The 17,378-nt window shown below is 45.3% G+C and carries 12 protein-coding genes and 1 tRNA gene; 3 read left to right on the plus strand and 10 right to left on the minus strand.

Annotated features, from left to right (window positions below; genetic code table 11):
• Positions 1-78: 78 nt before the first annotated feature.
• Entirely contained in the window at positions 79-2,118 is a 2,040-nt protein-coding gene (locus L6475_RS10930; protein ID WP_237819968.1) for an alpha-L-arabinofuranosidase C-terminal domain-containing protein, read from the minus strand.
• Positions 2,119-2,274: 156 nt separating this feature from the next.
• Between L6475_RS10930 and L6475_RS10935 the strand changes: the two genes are divergently transcribed.
• Positions 2,275-2,631: a response regulator gene (locus tag L6475_RS10935; RefSeq protein WP_237819971.1), complete on the plus strand. Its 357-nt coding sequence runs from the start codon at positions 2,275-2,277 to the stop codon at positions 2,629-2,631.
• Between the two features lie 122 nt (positions 2,632-2,753).
• Here L6475_RS10935 and L6475_RS10940 read toward each other — a convergent pair whose 3' ends face one another.
• From L6475_RS10940 to rsmI, 8 genes are all read right to left on the minus strand, one after another.
• Positions 2,754-4,832 carry a hypothetical protein gene (locus L6475_RS10940; protein ID WP_237819974.1) on the minus strand — a complete coding sequence of 693 codons (2,079 nt, stop codon included), beginning with the start codon at positions 4,830-4,832 and terminating at the stop codon, positions 2,754-2,756.
• 36 nt (positions 4,833-4,868) lie between these two features.
• Positions 4,869-5,978, minus strand: coding sequence for a BACON domain-containing protein (locus L6475_RS10945; RefSeq protein WP_237819976.1), 1,110 nt, complete (start codon positions 5,976-5,978; stop codon positions 4,869-4,871).
• Positions 5,979-6,008: 30 nt separating this feature from the next.
• A complete protein-coding gene (locus L6475_RS10950) occupies positions 6,009-7,259 on the minus strand; it encodes a DUF4302 domain-containing protein (RefSeq protein WP_237819978.1) in 1,251 nt (416 codons plus the stop codon).
• A 19-nt stretch (positions 7,260-7,278) separates the two neighbouring features.
• Positions 7,279-8,268, minus strand: a complete 990-nt coding sequence (locus L6475_RS10955) for a putative zinc-binding metallopeptidase (RefSeq protein WP_237819980.1) — start codon at positions 8,266-8,268, stop codon at positions 7,279-7,281.
• Positions 8,269-8,280: 12 nt separating this feature from the next.
• Positions 8,281-9,930, minus strand: coding sequence for a RagB/SusD family nutrient uptake outer membrane protein (locus L6475_RS10960; protein ID WP_237819982.1), 1,650 nt, complete (start codon positions 9,928-9,930; stop codon positions 8,281-8,283).
• 41 nt (positions 9,931-9,971) lie between these two features.
• On the minus strand, positions 9,972-13,292 hold the full coding sequence (locus L6475_RS10965) for a SusC/RagA family TonB-linked outer membrane protein (RefSeq protein WP_237819983.1): 3,321 nt from the start codon (positions 13,290-13,292) through the stop codon (positions 9,972-9,974).
• Positions 13,293-13,734: 442 nt separating this feature from the next.
• Entirely contained in the window at positions 13,735-14,583 is an 849-nt protein-coding gene (locus L6475_RS10970; protein WP_237819985.1) for a hypothetical protein, read from the minus strand.
• A gap of 27 nt (positions 14,584-14,610) precedes the next feature.
• A complete protein-coding gene (gene rsmI / locus L6475_RS10975) occupies positions 14,611-15,312 on the minus strand; it encodes a 16S rRNA (cytidine(1402)-2'-O)-methyltransferase (RefSeq protein WP_237819987.1) in 702 nt (233 codons plus the stop codon).
• A 106-nt stretch (positions 15,313-15,418) separates the two neighbouring features.
• Here rsmI and L6475_RS10980 point away from each other — a divergent pair, with 106 nt between their 5' ends.
• Complete coding sequence (locus L6475_RS10980) at positions 15,419-16,015, plus strand: thymidine kinase (protein WP_237819989.1); 597 nt, start codon at positions 15,419-15,421, stop codon at positions 16,013-16,015.
• Positions 16,016-16,074: 59 nt separating this feature from the next.
• Positions 16,075-16,147, plus strand: a tRNA-Lys gene (locus L6475_RS10985).
• A gap of 365 nt (positions 16,148-16,512) precedes the next feature.
• On the opposite strand, the gene L6475_RS10990 is transcribed toward L6475_RS10985, so the two are convergent.
• Complete coding sequence (locus L6475_RS10990) at positions 16,513-17,373, minus strand: helix-turn-helix domain-containing protein (RefSeq protein ID WP_237819991.1); 861 nt, start codon at positions 17,371-17,373, stop codon at positions 16,513-16,515.
• Positions 17,374-17,378: the final 5 nt, after the last annotated feature.

A 17,378-nucleotide genomic window follows, 5' to 3' on the forward strand; every position in this document is an offset into this window, starting at 1 on the left:
CTCTGCAAAAGGAGGAATGATTAACGCCATTGCCTCGATGAGACAATGGCGTCATAGCATGGTAAAATATATGGACAATTACTTTTTTACCTTATACAGACGGAACGACATGGCAGGAAGATTATCGTTCAGCACAGTCTGCTTTTTCTTGCCAGTTGTAGTACAATTGACGGTGCTGCTCACAGGTACAATCTTATTGGGATTGCTAAGAGTATTCTCATCGTCCATCGATCCGCTATGCTGCAAGGTCAATGTCTCGGCAGTACGCTCACCTGTCATATCCAGCAGGTTGATGCTCACGGGCTGAGCCTCTTTGGAAGTGTTCACCACTTTAATAATCACCTCGCCAGTAGTCTTATCATACACAGACGATGCGAATAGACCGTTCAGTCCATCTTGTCCGGCAACAGGGATAGCTTTCTTTCCTTTGGGATCTGCAGGATCCTTAGTGGTAAGTTTCAGTACGTTAGTACCCTTGTTCATGGCATACATCTGCTGAACATAGTAACTTACCGACTTGAACATACGAGTGTTGTCATACCAGATCATATCAGGACGCCACTGCCAGCCTTCAACATGAGCAAAGAGGGGTGCATAGGTAGCCATCTCAACGATATCAGCATTGCGCTCAATACCGGTCATAAAGGCTGCCTCATAGAGCGAAGTTTCATAGTGGTTCCACTTTTTACCAGCGCCGTGACAGGCATATTCACCGGCAAAAACTTTCGGTCCTTTGCGGTCGTAGCTGTCATAGCGAAGAGCACCACAATTTGGCCATTTCTTACGATCGCCAGTACCCAAGAACCAAGCTTCAGGACGATAGAAATGTTCATCTACCAAGTCGGCCTTCTGTTCTTTCATGGCTACCCAGCCTTTGTCAAACATCTTTCCTTCAGAATCGGGACCGCTGGTGCCCACAATCTTGATATTGGGATATTTTGCACGAACAGCAGCCACAAAAGGCTTCAAACGCTCAAAATAGGGAGCATCCCACTGCTCGTTGCCAATACCGATATATTTCATATTGAAGGGCTCCGGATGGCCCATATCGGCACGCAGTTTGCCCCATTTAGAGTCAACTGGACCGTTAGCAAACTCAATAAGGTCGAGACAGTCGTCAATAAATGGTTTCAGTTCGTCCATAGCAGCATGGTCGCTCTCCTTACGATTCTGGAACTGACAAGCCAGGCCTACGCTAAGCACGGGCAGAGGTTCGGCCTTGATATCTTCACACAGTTGGAAAAATTCGAAAAAGCCCAAGCCATAGGTCTGGAAATAGTCAGGGAAATAGCGATGGGTAAAGGTGTAGTGCCAACGGTTCTCATTGAGAGGACGGTTTTCTACAGGTCCCACAGTATTTTTCCATTGATAGCGAGTTGCAAGGTCAGTACCTTCTACGATACAGCCGCCAGGGAAGCGGAACACTCCAGGATGCACATCTTCCAATGCCTGTGCAAGGTCTTGACGAAGTCCGTTCTCACGGCCTTTATAGGTTTTCACAGGGAAAAGGCTCACGTGTTCAATATCGGTAGTAGCCTTGTTGCTGCCCCATACGCGCAAATGAGCTTTAGCAAATGATTTCTTCGCCTTGATGACGGTGGTATATTTCTTCCACTCCTTACCGCTCACGTCAACACTGCCACTACCTATTTTCTGATCGTCGCTCATGGTTGCATTGTCAACGAGATCGATATACAGTTTTGCGCTACCGCCTTCAACCACACGGGCCCATACCGAGAAACGATATTCTTCACCAGCTTTCACGCCGATACCGAAAAATCCATGATTCTCAATCATGGTGTGCTTGTCACTATGACCAGAGGGAGCCAAACGAACATAATGGGGATTCTTGTCAAAAGGACCATCGTTCATCACAGTCACCTTGCCAGAGATATCCCATCCAGTGAGACGATTCGGGAACTCGAACGAGCGGTTCTTCACTAATTCTGCATACAGACCGCCATCGGCAGCATAGTTGATATCTTCGAAAAACAGTCCATACATAGTAGGCGAAACGGAAGCACCCATCTTTTTTGTATTCACATCCATCACTTGCTGGGCATGAACAGAAAGCAGAGCCGATAAGGCAAGCGAGCACGAAATAAGTCTAAATTTCATTGTTTTGTTAGCAATTTTGGTTTGATAAGTTTTATTTTTTGTAAGTCATCTCGTGCAAAATTAGTTAAAAAGTATAATCAAAACAAATGATTTTAGAAGAAAAGGTGTACTTTTGTAACTAATTAACGAATAGAATATCATAAATATACTTTGACAATGAAGACAATCCTTGTAGCAGAAGACAATGACAGCAACTACATCCTGATGACTTATATCCTCAAACGCGATTATGAATTCAAACGTGCAAAGAACGGTCAGGAGGCTGTGGACATGGTGAACGAAGGTGGATTTGACCTAGTACTGATGGATATTAAGATGCCCGTCATGGATGGTTTGACCGCTACTCAGCAGATCAAAGATGCTCATCCAGAATTGCCTGTTATTGCATTGACAGCCAACGCTTTCGACAGTGACCGTCAGTTGGCATTAAAAGCCGGTTGCAATGATTTCCTGGCAAAACCTGTGAACAGAGAGAAATGTCTGGCATTGATTAACAAGTTTATCGGTAAATAATCATTACCATACATAAGGATATAAAGAAAGTGGCGGTCATTTGACCGCCACTTTCTTTGTTGTATCACCCTGACGAACCAGATAGATTCCTGGGTGGGATATTTTAAACAGTGTAGTATCGATTAGCGAACGATGAACTTCTTGCCGTTATGGATGTACAGACCCTTCTGAGTGGGCTGTGCAATGCGTACGCCATTCAGGTTGTACCATGCATTGTCATCGTTCTTAACAGTCTTAATGTCGCTAATGGCAGAAGGAGCGTCACCAATTGTCATACCTGCTGCGTAGTAAGCGGTATAATTACTGCTGCTCTTAAAGCGAGTCAGGATTACAGGAGTAACAGCTGTATAATAGTTATCTTCAGCGTTATACAGGAAATAAACGTCAGTAACTTTGCCGTCAGTTCCTTCGCCATTTGACATATAGCCGGTAAGATATGCACTCAGACCGTTTGACAGGTCACCAACATACTGGTTCATGGGGAATACAACATACTGCTTATTCTCGATGGTGGTGAAAGTACCTTTCAGCCAGCTTCCTGGAATTTCTGTAGCGAACAAATTCTGAATATACAAATCATCACCGTCGCGACCAACCTTAACAGTTCCTGTTACTTCTGTTGGCTCTTGAGCATTCTGTGTACCATAGTTACCCTTGAAAGGCATGTCGGTAGTAACAAGGTTCTCAGGAGCAGTTGTTGGAGATGGCTTTGTTCCGAGGAACAGTCCATTGTAGTAATATGCATACTGAGTGGTCTCAGAACCCTTATAGATCATGATAGTTGCAGAGTAGGAATAAGTGTCAGCATCTGCATCATAGTCAAGAGTAAGCTCTTTAGGACCATCTTCGCCACCATAGCCTGCAAAGAAGTGCGGAGTGCCTTCATAAGCGCCTGTATAGGTTACAGGAACGGTGATAGTACCCTTTTCTGCATCGTATGTACCCTTTACCCATGCTTCTGGAATTTGAATGTCAAGTCCTTGGAAATAAAAATCATTCTCCAATTTTGCGATTTTTGCCTTAGAAGTCATGTCCTGACGCTCGTTTCCTACATAGATAGAGAAACTGAATGGATATTCAACAGGTGTGAGTCCCTCTGGCAATGTTACGAGTTCGCCAGTCTCTGCCTCAGGAATGGCAAATTCTGAACCGTCAGTGAGCTCGATTGTAAAGATGTCTTCGGGGAAGGTCCATCCTCCAACGCCTGACAGATAGATTGCCATGCCAATTTCGGCTTTCAGCTGAGTACCTTCCACTTTTCCATACAAATCATCAAGATACTGACCGTCAAAGCCCCACAATGTGAAATATCCGTAATTGCTATTGTAGTACACAGTCTGCTTACCACCAGCAATAGAGAAAGTCTTGTCTGCCTCAATTGCAATATCTACGACCTCACCAAGATCAAAGTTATGGAAATTCCATACGGTAACAGACTTGGCATCTTCGCTCTGTGAGATAAAACAGTTTTGAGTTACCTCGTTACGGTTACCGGTTGGTTCCCCAGTTTCCGCGTCAACTTCAGCAGTCGTATAGCTCATAGAGCCATTTACAGGAGCAAGGAATGTACCATTCATAGCACCATTGATACCAAAATTATCCCCTGTGCCATAGGCTTCAGCCCAAAGCTGGTCGATACTTATAGTACCGTCTTCGTTAGCGGTGCCCGTAAACGCATCAGTACCTGTTTCACTTTCCATATTAAACATAGTAAAGTCACCATAGGTTTCGTGGCTCCATAATGTCTGGCCTGCGGCTATCGTAATGGCTCCCGTTTCAAGGTCAACAGTTGCTGAAATGGGTAAGTCTGTATAATAAGCATTGCTGTTAATGCCATAAATATTGATGGTGTTATTACCAGTTGCTTCAATACGTGCAGGAATACCCTTACGACTAATAGTTGCAGGTACTAACTGGGATTCTTCAGTTTCTTCATCTTGTTCCATATAGTACTGATATGAGCATGCAATATACTCACCTTCCAATTCGCTGGCGGAAGCTAATGCGCGACGAGGGGTAGATTTTTTGAACACCTGCGGCTTGTTTTGAATCTTACCAGTGTACTTCATGGGAGTAACTGTACGCTCCAATTGCGGTTTTGCAAACTGCTGTAATGAAGAAACCTGCATGCGCTCCTTCAGCTGTGCAAATGATGTAACTGCTACCATCACAGCTACAAGCATAAGTAAAAACTTTTTCATAAGCATTCTTTTTAAAAAGTTAATGACCTTAGTTAATTAATATGTAAATTTTAGATTCAAGAATTCATAAGCAATTCCTTTTCTGGCACCTTGTGATGCACCTGTAGGACTACTGAACTTGCAGACAATAATGCCATCTGTACTATAGGTAGCCGCTAATGCGTTGTTGCGTACATAGTTTAATATAGGCATTGCGTTCTCATCGACCTGCCACTCAAATGCCATACGGTAGGCATTCGTGGCCTGAGTAGTAACGGCAGTGGGGTAGTGGCGGTTGCCTGTATTGACGTTATATGCGCTCATCAGACAACGCAGCGTGTATGTCGTTTCGTCTTCTGTCAAATTACCAGGTGAGTATCCTGCCGGAACATAGTACTCCACCATATTCTTGGTACTTGCGTTATAAGTAATCGAAAGGTCCCCTTCGGCCATTAGCCCTTTAATAAGATAGGTGTTCTCTTTCGCGTTATCTGCAACCACAGTGATGTCTTTCTGATACTTGTTACCAGCCTCATCTTCATAGGTTGCCTTGGTGAGAGAGGTGAAAGGCAAATTGGCACCCCATTGGGCGATATTAATGGTCTTTTTGAATTGAGCCGCTTCAAACGACAGCTTGATGCTACCATGACGGTAGTTGCCACTCTCATTGGGATCTACACTAACGGAGTAGCCCTCATCCACTTTTTCTATGTGAATCCAATCATCAGAGACTTCAAAATTGAAGATAATGTTACTCTTGTCAGGAATAATTGCAGATTCATTCATTGACATATCGAAGAGATATGCATCTTTAGCATTGAGAGCAAGTAGCAGTCCATGCTGAGTTGCTGTAACGTTAGCTGTTTTACCATCGTCAGCAGTAAGAACAATCTTGGCTGAGCGTGCTTCCATTGAGGCATTCGGTTGTGCCTTTACGGTTACGGTAGATCCATCGGCTGACAGAGTAATCCATTTGGCATCAGTCGCCGCTTTTACCGTTGAGGTGCTGGCAATAATGCTGCCCTCACCACCGTCTGCGCCGAACAAAACGTCGGCCTTGGTGATGGTCAGTGCTTCAATGCCGTCGTATGTTGCGTCATCTTCGCCACAGGACATTATCGAAGTAATACCTGCCAGCAATACGAGAAAACAGAATATCTTTTTCATATGTGATAGTGTTTCTTAGGGTTATACCATTTATTCTACTCTAACAAGGGTGAACGGTGACTCAAACTGTGTTAAGTATCCGGCACGTCCGTCACCTGTTGGGGGATTGTCAGTAAAGGCATAGGTCCACAACTCATTGTATTCACCACCAGCGAAGGTGATGGTCAGTGGGGTGGTGGCACTGTTCTTACCCTTGAACTGAATGTTTGGGTCCCACGCCATGGCATTGTCGCCAACAGCGATGAGCCAAACGTAGTAGGTGTTGTTAAACATTCCCATGGACTGTGGAGAAATGACAAACGAACCCTTGGTGTACTTATAGTAAGCCGTTACTGTGCCCTCTACGGCGTCGTCGAGATTCTTGATGGTATAACTTGAACCGTCGCCGTTAGCTGTAATGGTACAGATATGGGCGTTTTCAGCTGTGCCCACATAGTACTTGCCTGCCAGGTCTTCATACGAACGCCATCCGTCGGGCAGTTTGCCCACCAATACGCTTGCCTCACTGTCATCGGTAGTGTACGTGTTTTTGCTGGCATCATAGGTAAAGCTGTCGAAAGTGCGCTGACCAATGGTGATAGTCTTATAGAGTTTCAGACCTTTGTTGGTCAGTACATAGGCTGTTGACTTGGTCTCTTCACCGATAGTAATGGAGGCCTGCTGAGTCTCTAAGTCGAGTTCCATGGTCACGTCATCCTTGACAAAAGTCTCATAGAGTTGACCGTCTATAACCTTTTTGCACTCTGTGATATACTGTGCAGGTGTTGTCTGATTACGATAGAGAACAATCTCGTTGCCTGAGCGGTTGCCCTTCAAGGTAATGGTGTTCTTGTCTTCACTGATGTTCATGATAATGAAGATGAAATCACCACCTTTGGCCTCATATTCACCGGCCGATGGAGTAGCATAATAGTGCAGGTACTTGTTGTAGGTGTCAAAGGAAATACAGGGACCATCCTCGTTAGTCATGGAGTATGTGCTGGTCTCAGCGATAGGCTGGCTACTGCTGTCGTAGTCACCATTGACGAAATAGGCAGACACCTGGCTGTCTGTGAATTTCAACACATAGCTGAATCCACCAATGCCTTGCAAGTTGTCCGGATAGTAGTTCATCACCCATCCGTTTTCTGCGCTTGTCAGTACTTTTCGGGCATTATCCAGATATTCCATAGAGCGGATAGAAGCCGACTTTTCAAAGACATCATCCTGATTCTTCAGGCAAGATGACATCAACAGTACGGACATCATCAATAGCAGATATGATATTTTATTCTTGTTCATTATGAGTTCTCCTTCTTTTTTAGTTAGATGCTTTTTTACTGCTCAATGTCAGGTCGGTAAGATCAATTTTACCGCTGGTAATATCAAGTTGGCGACGGAGAATGCAGTCACGCAACTCGTCAAGGTCGATATTCCATACCGTATGCATATAGTCACGGGTGATGTCCAGCTTTTGCTCGATGAGGACACGACCGGTCTGTGTCTGGTCGGCATCTTCTTCCCATTTAGCCTCAGCAGCTTTCATCTGTGCTTCCCACCATTCAGGTGAGTGTGTGACATATACTGACACCATCTCTGCAAAGTCCTCTGCCGTGTTGGTCTGTGCATAGGCACTAATGAAACCACGCTTCAGATATGCCGAGAGATAAGGCTCAGAGAACTGGCTGTCACTGACGTATGAACTGGGAGTTACCTGACGGAAGGCTGTCGGATAATCCTTAGTCTGGTTCAGAATATGTGTAAACTCGTGGTGAATGGTCTTGATATAATAGTGGTTCAAGTTCTCAGCCACATCGTTGCCAAATTCAAAGGCGAAATCACCAGACTCTTTCTCTCCTGCCAAAATAGGATTCAGGTAGGTCAGACCTGACAACAGAATCTTGCGACCTCCCTCGGCAGTACCCAGAATGTATGAACCGTTATTCCTGTATTCCCATTCTCCAATCAGGAAGAACATCTTGGGGAACTGAGAACGGGTAAACTCAATACCAGCAACCTCATTGTAGGTCTCTACGCAGAGATACTTCACCAGATGGGCCATCTTTACTGAGGCCTCATAAGTAGCTGGTACGGTGTAGTAGTTCAAGTCACTCTCAATCTCCTCATAACGGTATTTGAAGTCAATGTTATAGGGATTGCGATAGTTCTCCTCCAACCAGAGGTCGAACTCATTGGGGATATAGTTGTCTACAGAAATGACACTCTCTGACTTGATCTCGTCGTTAGAGCAGGAGACCAGTCCTAATGCCATGATGACAACAGGCAGTATAAATAAAATATTCTTTTTCATAGGTGTCTTCTATTAAAGGTGATTAACTGCTGCATTACCTGCATTGTCTTTTCGTGGATTTGGCGTATAACCAGCCTCACGAACCTTTTGTGGAATCTGAATGGCACGACGTGGGTCATCGACAGTCAGCCAGTCTTTGATGTGATCAGGATTACCAGCGGCATTCATCACACGACGAGGAATCTCAATTCCCCAGCGCTTTATGTCGAACCAACGCTTGCCTTCGTGCAGTGTCTCGTAACGGCGGCAAGCCAGTACCAGTTGGATAATATTCTCCTGTGTAGAACCCTCTTTGTCAATTGTGAACTTAGGATTCAGGTGCTTCTTCAATGATGACTTGATGTCGCCCTTAGGCGTGTTCTGCGCATCATCATATGCATAGGGCAGACCACCGATATATTCATTGATACGATCAATCGTCAGCACATAGCCTTTCTTTTTGCTTGTGTTACGAATCCATACCTGTAGGTCGGCAACAGCCTTGTCATAATCACCAGTCAAAGCATAGGCCTCAGCACGGTTGAGCAGTACTTCGTCGCCGGTGAATGCATTATAGACTGTATGACCGTAACCAATTTGAGCTACAGGATCAGTGTACTCGAAGAGATAAGGCATACGCCATTGCGACCAGGCGTTCATGTTAGAACCTGAGTAGCGCTTAACTTGCATGGCAAACGTTGTGTAGTCGCCTTCCCATATACCAGCCAAAGCACTAATGGTCTCGTTCTGTCCAAGATATTCGCTATGAGAATAGCGATGACCTGTTGAGAATCCACCAAAATAGATACCCTGTGCTGAGTAGGAGGTCAATAACAGAAGATTGCAGTTCAGTGTGGCTTCAATGACGTGGTTGGTGGTAGGTGACTGCTGGAAATCTGATCCGTCAGGCATGTCATTCAATACAGCCCAGTCACGTAACATTGAGGCAGGGTTAGTGCCGAGAACTTTGTTTGCATACTCAATAGCCTTGTCATACTTCTCGTAATACAGATAGAAACGAGTTGCAAAGGCATAAGCTGCATTTTTGTTGAAATGATATTTGGGAACAGTATAATAGCTGTCTCCCACATTGGGAAGAGCTATCTCCAAATCAGCAGCAATATGTGCATAGTTCTCATGTACTGTTTCACGCTGATATTTGGGGTTCAGTTCTTTTTCAGTCTCTGTGACATAAGATACGCCGAGAGCTGATGAGTTGTTTGCGTCGTAATGTGTGGCAAAGACATTTACCAGCATGAAGTGAGCGTAAGCACGGCATAGCAATGCTTCAGCCTGTGCCTCACGGAGTGAAGGTGTTGTGGCGCCCCCCATAGACTCAATGCCTTCAAGTGCCATGTTGGCTGTCTCAATACACTGGTACAAATCCATCCAGTAACGCTCAGGGTCCTGGTTGTCTGTTTCTGTGATATCCGTCCAAGTGTACATCTCGTCCAGAATACGCTCAGTGTTAGGATTGTTGGCACCCATATCGTCAACATTGTCGCTACCATATTCTGTAAATGCCATATGGTCGTGAGTAGGATAGGCTGACACCAGCAGCTTCTGAATCTTCTCCTCTGTGTTTGCCTCTGTACGATTATCCGGCAGCTTGTCAAGGAAATCATCGCAAGAGGTCAGTCCCATGCTCGCTGTAATGAATAATAGTCCTATATATTTTTTCATAATGTTCTTATTTCTTAAATCTTAATGCTAATAATTATGAATTAGAGTCCAAAGCGCAATGTCAGTGTGAACTGCTTGGGCAGAGGCACTGCTACACCACCTGTATTGAAGAACTCAGGATCCTGACCGTTCAGTTTCTTGTCAGCATAGATGAGGAAGAGGTTGGTGGCCTGCAACTTCAACGACAGACTATTCAGGCTGAGTTTGCTAACAAGGTTCTGAGGGAAATCGTATCCTAAAGAAACTTCCTTCATACGAATGAAGTCACCTTTTGCAATACGTTCGGTAGAATAGTTGTAGGCATTGTATGCATAGCTCAGACTAATGTCGTTGCGGTTCTGACGTGAAGATGCGATGACAGGAATTGTTGTCGTCGCCTCATCGCCAGGAACCATCCAACGGTTAGCATATTCCCTAGGCATTGAATTCAGGTCATTATATCTGTTCTTGAATACTGGATCAAGACGTACGACGTTGCCAAATGAATAGGTGACAAACACATTAAGCGTAATGCCCTTATATCGGAAGTTGTTGCCAAAAGAACCGACATCAGTGGGATCAACACTACCGCTATATTCCAGGAATCCCAGTTTTTCCTTGTCCTGTGTCTGGAAATAGATACCCGTGGTAGTGATATTGCCATCCTGATCAAGGAAGGTTGGCAGACCTTCATTGTTCAGACCCATGAAGGGAATAGAGAACAACGAACGTACGGGGTACCCTTCCAGTGCGAAACCAGAGCCGCTAACTAAGTCAATAACGCGCTGGTTATTCTCCAACTCAGTAACCTCATTGTGGGTATGTGAATAAATAATGTTGGTGCTCCATGTGAAGTCCTTGGTCTTGATGTTGGTGGTGTTGATACTCAATTCCACACCATTAGACTTCATAGATGCTACGTTACCGTATTTCATTCCACCCATCTGAGTATTGACAATACCAATCAGATCATAGTTGTTACGCTTATACCAGTCAAACTCAAAGTTGATACGGTTATTGAGGAATCCTAACTGTAAGCCGAGGTTCAACTCATGTTTCTTTTCAAAGGTCAAATCACCATTGGCACGGTCAGACTCCTGAAGTCCGCTTTCGCGAAGACCGGCAGAAGGACGCCAGGGGTTATAGCTGCTGATAACAGGCAGTGAGTTGGTAACCCATGATGGGCCACTCTCTGCAGTTAGTGAATAAGAAGCCTTGAATGTAGCATGACTCAACACATCCTTGAAAACTTTGTTAAACCAAGGCTCTTCGTGAGCATTCCATGCAGCTGATACGTTCCAAGTGGGCAGCCAACGGGCATCGCGGCTCTTACCTAATTTATTAGTACCTTCGTAACGTACGGTACCATTCAGTGTATAGCGTCCCTTATAAGAATATGTAGCAGTTCCGAAGAAAGCGGCGCGGCGCTCATGGGTATTGTTCAGAGTGAAGTAATCGGAGTTGTCCTCTGCACCTTTCTTGAATACTTGATAGGCGTAGTTGGCAATCTCACCAAGACTGTACTGCATACCCCAGCCACGGAACCAGTCTGAAGAACGGTCAATGTTGTTCACTTCTATACCGCCATAGAGGTTTACGATATGCGTATCGTTGGCAAAAGCGTTGTTATAGCTGGCAGTAGTACGGAAATCCCATGCATTCATGTTGTTGGTCGATTTGTTGTAGATACCACCATAAGGAAGTACGCTCACTGGCAAGGCAAAAATGTCGTCCGGATCAGTATAGAGGAACGGGTTGGCATTACGTATGGTTGTAGTGGCCATAGAACGGTATGCCTGAGCCTGGTTGGCTTCGTCCATAATCTGATGGTTCATAGTTGACTGGTTGAACTTATAAGCACCCAGTACAGAAAACTCTAACTGGCGAACCGGCTTGTACTTTAACTCGCCCTGAACGCGCATGTCAAACACGCTGAGGTCAATGTAGTTGTTGTCCAACTCATGCAGAATATTGAATGGTGCATAGTTGCGAGTGTAGAACGTGTTCTCATCTAGTGCACGCGAGGTATTCAAAGCGTATGAATACGGGTTGATGTCAAATGAACGATGTACCTCACCAGAAACAACGTCAACTTCTGATGACAGGGTACCTGGAGCACGCTGCTTACGATAACTAGAGTTCGCAATCATATTGAAGGTCAGCTTCTTTGAAATATTGAACGTGTTGTTCAAATTAGCCGTATAGCGCTCAACCTTAGACTGCTTAGTCCATCCTGGATCGAACATGGCACTTACCGAAGCGTAGGTCTGTGACTTGTCCGTACCAGTAGAGATGCTCACCGAATGGTTGTGCTGAATGCTGTTCGAGAACAGAATGTCGAACCAGTCGGTGTTGCGGAACTCAGCCTGACGGAGATAGTTTGCACGAGCCTCTGCAGTATTTGCCAAACCGAATTGTCCTGAGGTTCGGTCATACTCAGAGAAAAGCTGGTACATCTTACCATATATACCGCTTGAGGCAGCATTAGATGTCTCAGCATAGTTCAGGTAACCCTTCTGCAGCATTTCCTGATAAATAGACATCTGATCCTGAGAGTTCATGATGTTAAAGGTGGAATAGCTCGGTTTCAGACGCATTGTGTATTCACCAGTGTAATTGATGCGAGCTTGTCCGGAACGTCCTTTCTTGGTTGTGATAACAATCACACCAGCCATAGCGCGGGCACCATATATAGAGGTGGCACTACCATCCTTCAGAATATCGAAAGTCTCAATATCATCAGAGTTCAAACCTGCAATAGCACTTGAAATCAGCGTATTGGCATCACCAGAAGACAGGTCGTCAGCACTCACGTCTGTAACATCCTCCATGATGACACCATCAACCACCCAAAGAGGTTTAGAGTTACCATAGATAGAGGTTGCACCACGTATGCGGATTTTGGGCGCTGTACCGAAAGTACCGCTAACATTTTGAACGGACACACCAGCTGCACGGCCTTCCAGTGAACGTGAAACATCGGGCAAACCGCTTAACTTAGCTTTGTCAGCATCAATTTTTGAAGCTGATCCAGTAAACAAGCGCTTATCCTGTTTCACCATACCTGTTACCACTACCTCATCCACCATTGTAGCATCAGAATACAAGGTAATGGTCATACCGTTCTTCGGCGTAACAGTGGTTTCTTTCATACCAATGTAAGAAACCTTGATTTTCTTTCCCTGGGGAACAATAATAGTAAACTTACCATCAATATCAGTAGAAGTACCTGTATTCTTCGTTCCACTGATAATTACTGACGCACCGATAATCGGTTCGCCATCATCATTTGAAATAACAGTTCCTGTGATTTTGTTTTGAGCGAATGCTGTTCCAACAATCAGGAACAGACACGCAAAAAACGCTGTCAATCTCTTTTTCATAAAAAATTATATAGACCTTATTATATTTTGTATTATCGCTATGATTGATGTTTTGATATCTATGCTTTCTTCTTTTGGATAAATCGTATTACACTTTTCAACACTGTTAAACATTTTTAACCGCTTTACAGACGGTGAATATTTGTCACTTTATGTAACAGTTTGCAAAAGTAACAATATTTTTCGAAAGTAGAACGATTTTTTAATAAAAACACAAAAAAAATACCAATTTCTTGGTAAAAGAGCGATTTTTGTTCAAAAATTACACAACTTTTCCACATTTCATTAACACTTTCTCGGAAGCAAAAAGTCATGTAATCTACCATTATTCTTTCGAAATGGTCTGATACTTTTTTAACAGCTATACAAAACTAAGTGCGAGATTGAACAACATCAATCTCGCACTTAGTTTCACCTATTATTATATATATAGGGGTAAGATTTATTTCACCAATACTACAAGATATTTACTGGTGCTCCAGAACTGTTCAGGATTTGTGATACGCAAAATATACTGTTTGTTGGCATCACGCTGCAATGTATAGCTGTTGGCCGGATGAGCGGTGAGCACCTCTGCACTGCGTGAATAAAGTTTGATCTCCTTATCCACTCGGATATCAATCTTGGTGAAGTAGCTCTTGTTGAAGTTCTGTTCCAGCACCTTGCCGTCGTTCAGAATGTTCTGTTCCTTCAGTTCCTTCTTGGTACCAAAAACAAACCATGCTGTATTCAACTGCTTATCCTGTGAAGTGATGGTTTCTGACTTTGAGGTGCTCTCTTCTTTCAACATTGTCACATCCTCATTCAAACCGGCGATGGTCTCGTCCAACTCGGCAATGTGAATATCTTTAGCAGCCAGTTCCTCACGCAAGGTACGCAGCTGGGCATCTTTTTCCTCCAACTGAGCAGTAAGATTCTCGATAGTGCGCTTCAACTGTTCCCCGTTGATTGAACTCTGGCGCAACTGAGTGCGCAGCTTGTTGATCAGTTCACGGTTCTGCTGCATAGTGCTCTGAATGAACTGCATGTTCTCACGGATACGGGCAGCCGAACTGGTACCCTCTCCACGCTGAGCCACCGACACACGTCCCTGAGCTTCAGTGATTTCGCGGAATCCCTCTTCGATATCGTTCAAGGTTCCCACCATATCGTTAATCTCATTGTCCTTCTGGGCAATAATCTGATTCAGCGAATCGCGCTGCTGATCCAGTGCGTTCTGCTGTTGCTTTTTGTTTTCCGTACAGGCAGTCATAGCCATGGCCAAGGCTGCCAAAACAATAATTTTCTTCATAATAAATATGTATTTTCAGATATCTTTCTATTCTTTGTCTTCTTTTTTCTTGCCTTTTTCCTCTTTTCCGGCAAGCACTATAACAATTTCGCCTTTGGGTTCGCGCTCCTTGAAATGAGCTATCACCTCTTCCAGCGTTCCGCGTACGCTCTCTTCGTGCACCTTCGATATTTCCCGGCACACACTTACCTGTCGGTCGGCACCAAACACCTCAGCAAACTGCTCCAAAGTTTTCACCACCCTGTAAGGCGATTCATAGAAGATCATCGTACGTTCTTCTTCCTGAAGCGACAAAAGTTTTGTCTGTCGGCCTTTCTTCTGTGGCAGGAACCCTTCAAAGCAAAAACGGTCGCAGGGCAGTCCGCTGCTCACCAGCGCCGGCACAAAAGCCGTTGCACCAGGCAGGCACTGCACTTCCACTCCCGCCCTCACAGCTTCACGCACAAGAAAGAAACCTGGGTCACTGATTCCCGGCGTACCAGCATCGCTGATCAAGGCCACTGTCTGTCCAGCCAACAGGCGTTGCACCACACCGGCGCTGGTGCCATGTTCGTTGAACTTATGATGCGAAAGAAGATGGTTGTGAATTTCAAAATGCTTCAAAAGGATGCCCGATGTGCGAGTATCCTCGGCCAACACCACGTCTGCTTCCTTCAGGATGCGGACTGCACGGTAGGTCATATCCTCCATGTTGCCGACAGGAGTCGGCACAATGTATAGTGTTCCCATACAGCATGCAAAAATAAGTATTTATTTAATAATAGTCAAAAAACAGACCAAATCTTTGCAATTTTTTATACGTTTTTGTACTTTTGTCTTCTAAAACTCGAAAAACATGTCAGAATATATCACGGGAGAGGCACACCGTCCCGGCAGAATAGAAGTGGTATGCGGCTCAATGTTCTCAGGCAAAACCGAGGAATTGATTCGTCGCATGCGCCGTGCTAAGTTTGCACGCCAGCGAGTAGAGATTTTCAAACCCAGTATTGACGTGCGTTATTCCGAGGAGGATGTGGTGAGTCACGACCAGAACCATATTCTCTCTACTCCCATCGACTCGTCGGCTTCTATTCTCTTACTAGCCAGCGACATCGATGTAGTGGGTATTGACGAGGCACAGTTCCTCGACATGGGCCTCATCGACGTGTGCAACGAACTGGCCAACCGCGGTGTACGTGTGATCGTAGCCGGTCTTGACATGGACTACAAAGGAGTGCCGTTTGGTCCTATGCCAGCCCTTTGCGCCATTGCCGATGATGTCACGAAGGTGCATGCCATCTGTGTACGCTGTGGCAGCCTGGCCTATGTCAGTCACCGCAAGGTACAGAACGACCGTCGTGTCCTCCTTGGCGAGACAAGTGAGTACGAACCACTTTGCAGGGAGTGCTACCAGAAAGCTATAGAAGAGGACGAAGCAAAAAAAATGCAATAAAATTTGGTTATTCCGAAAAAACATATTACCTTTGCACCCGCTTTCCAAGAGGAAGCAATGATCCGCTAGCTCAGTTGGTAGAGCACAACACTTTTAATGTTGGGGTCTTGGGTTCGAGCCCCAAGCGGATCACAAAAGAGAGACTTTTACGGTCTCTCTTTTTTATTTCTTGGTGTTCTCACCCAAGGGTTCTTTCAGTCGCTTCGCTTTGTGAAAGCGAGCAAGCTCGAGCGCGAACCCCAAGCGGATCACAAAAAAGAGGTCTTGATGACCTCTTTTTTGTTTTTATGCCAAAGGGAGGACAAAAGAACAAAAACAGCATGCTAAAAGTCTGTCAACTCTGTCCAGTCCGCAAAAGCATTAAAACAAATTATAGCTATAATTATTTCAACCGTTGTATTTTTTGAAGTCATATATGCATTCCATTACTTGGTAATAGTTATCTTTTCACGACTAAGAATAATAGTTACCATGTTTTTTAGGACCAGAGGTACGAGTCAGTTGTCCTGCTTCTTGTACTCCTGAGGATAGATGCCGGTGACGCGCTTGAAGTAGCGACAGAAGTTGCCTGTGGTGGGGAAACCGAGTTCCAAGGCGGTGGCCTTGACAGACAGGTGAGGGTCGGTGTCCATGATACGCTTGGCCCGGGTGCAGACATGCTGACCAATGTAGTCGAGGGCGGAGATGCCGTGGCTTACCTTGAGGAAGAGCTTGGAGAAGTAGCGGGTGGAATAACCGAGCTGCGCGGCATAGAATTGCACATCGCGGTGCTCGCGGTGGTGCGCCACCACGAGGTCGCAGAAGTGGGCGTAGAGGGCTGCCGTCTGGTTGTCGCGCCACTGCCGGTCCTGCTCCTTCCAGTAGTAGTTCACAAACTCATAGCCCACTGCCAATTGCGTGAGCAACATCTGACGGCGCAGCTGCAGGTCGGTAGTATCGTGCATGGCGATGGCGGCGAGCAGTTTGGCATTGGCCATCACACGGTCGGCCTGCTCGTCGGTGAGCTGACAGGTGGGGGCGCTGTTAAACTTGTAGGAGTCGTGGCTGAAGAGGTAAGCATTGATGTCCTTGAGCAGTTCCGACGAGACGACGGTGCGGGCGTATGTAAAGTCATCGGAGCACTCCACAGCCCGCATGAAATGGCCTGGCATCATGACCAACAGGTTGTTCTTTTCAACCGTTATTTCCTGCATATCATAAACGAAACGTGCCGTTCCTCGCAGACACAGGTGGATGGCTATGCCAGGAAAGGAGAGGTTTGCACCGGGGAAGGCGAAGCCGTGTATCTCGTTGTTCACATCTACCCCCCTCTGCTCAATGTTTTGTATCAGTTTGTTATACTCTGGAAAGGTTCTCATAAGTT

The sequence above is a fragment of the Prevotella sp. E9-3 genome (assembly GCF_022024015.1).
GTDB lineage: Bacteria > Bacteroidota > Bacteroidia > Bacteroidales > Bacteroidaceae > Prevotella.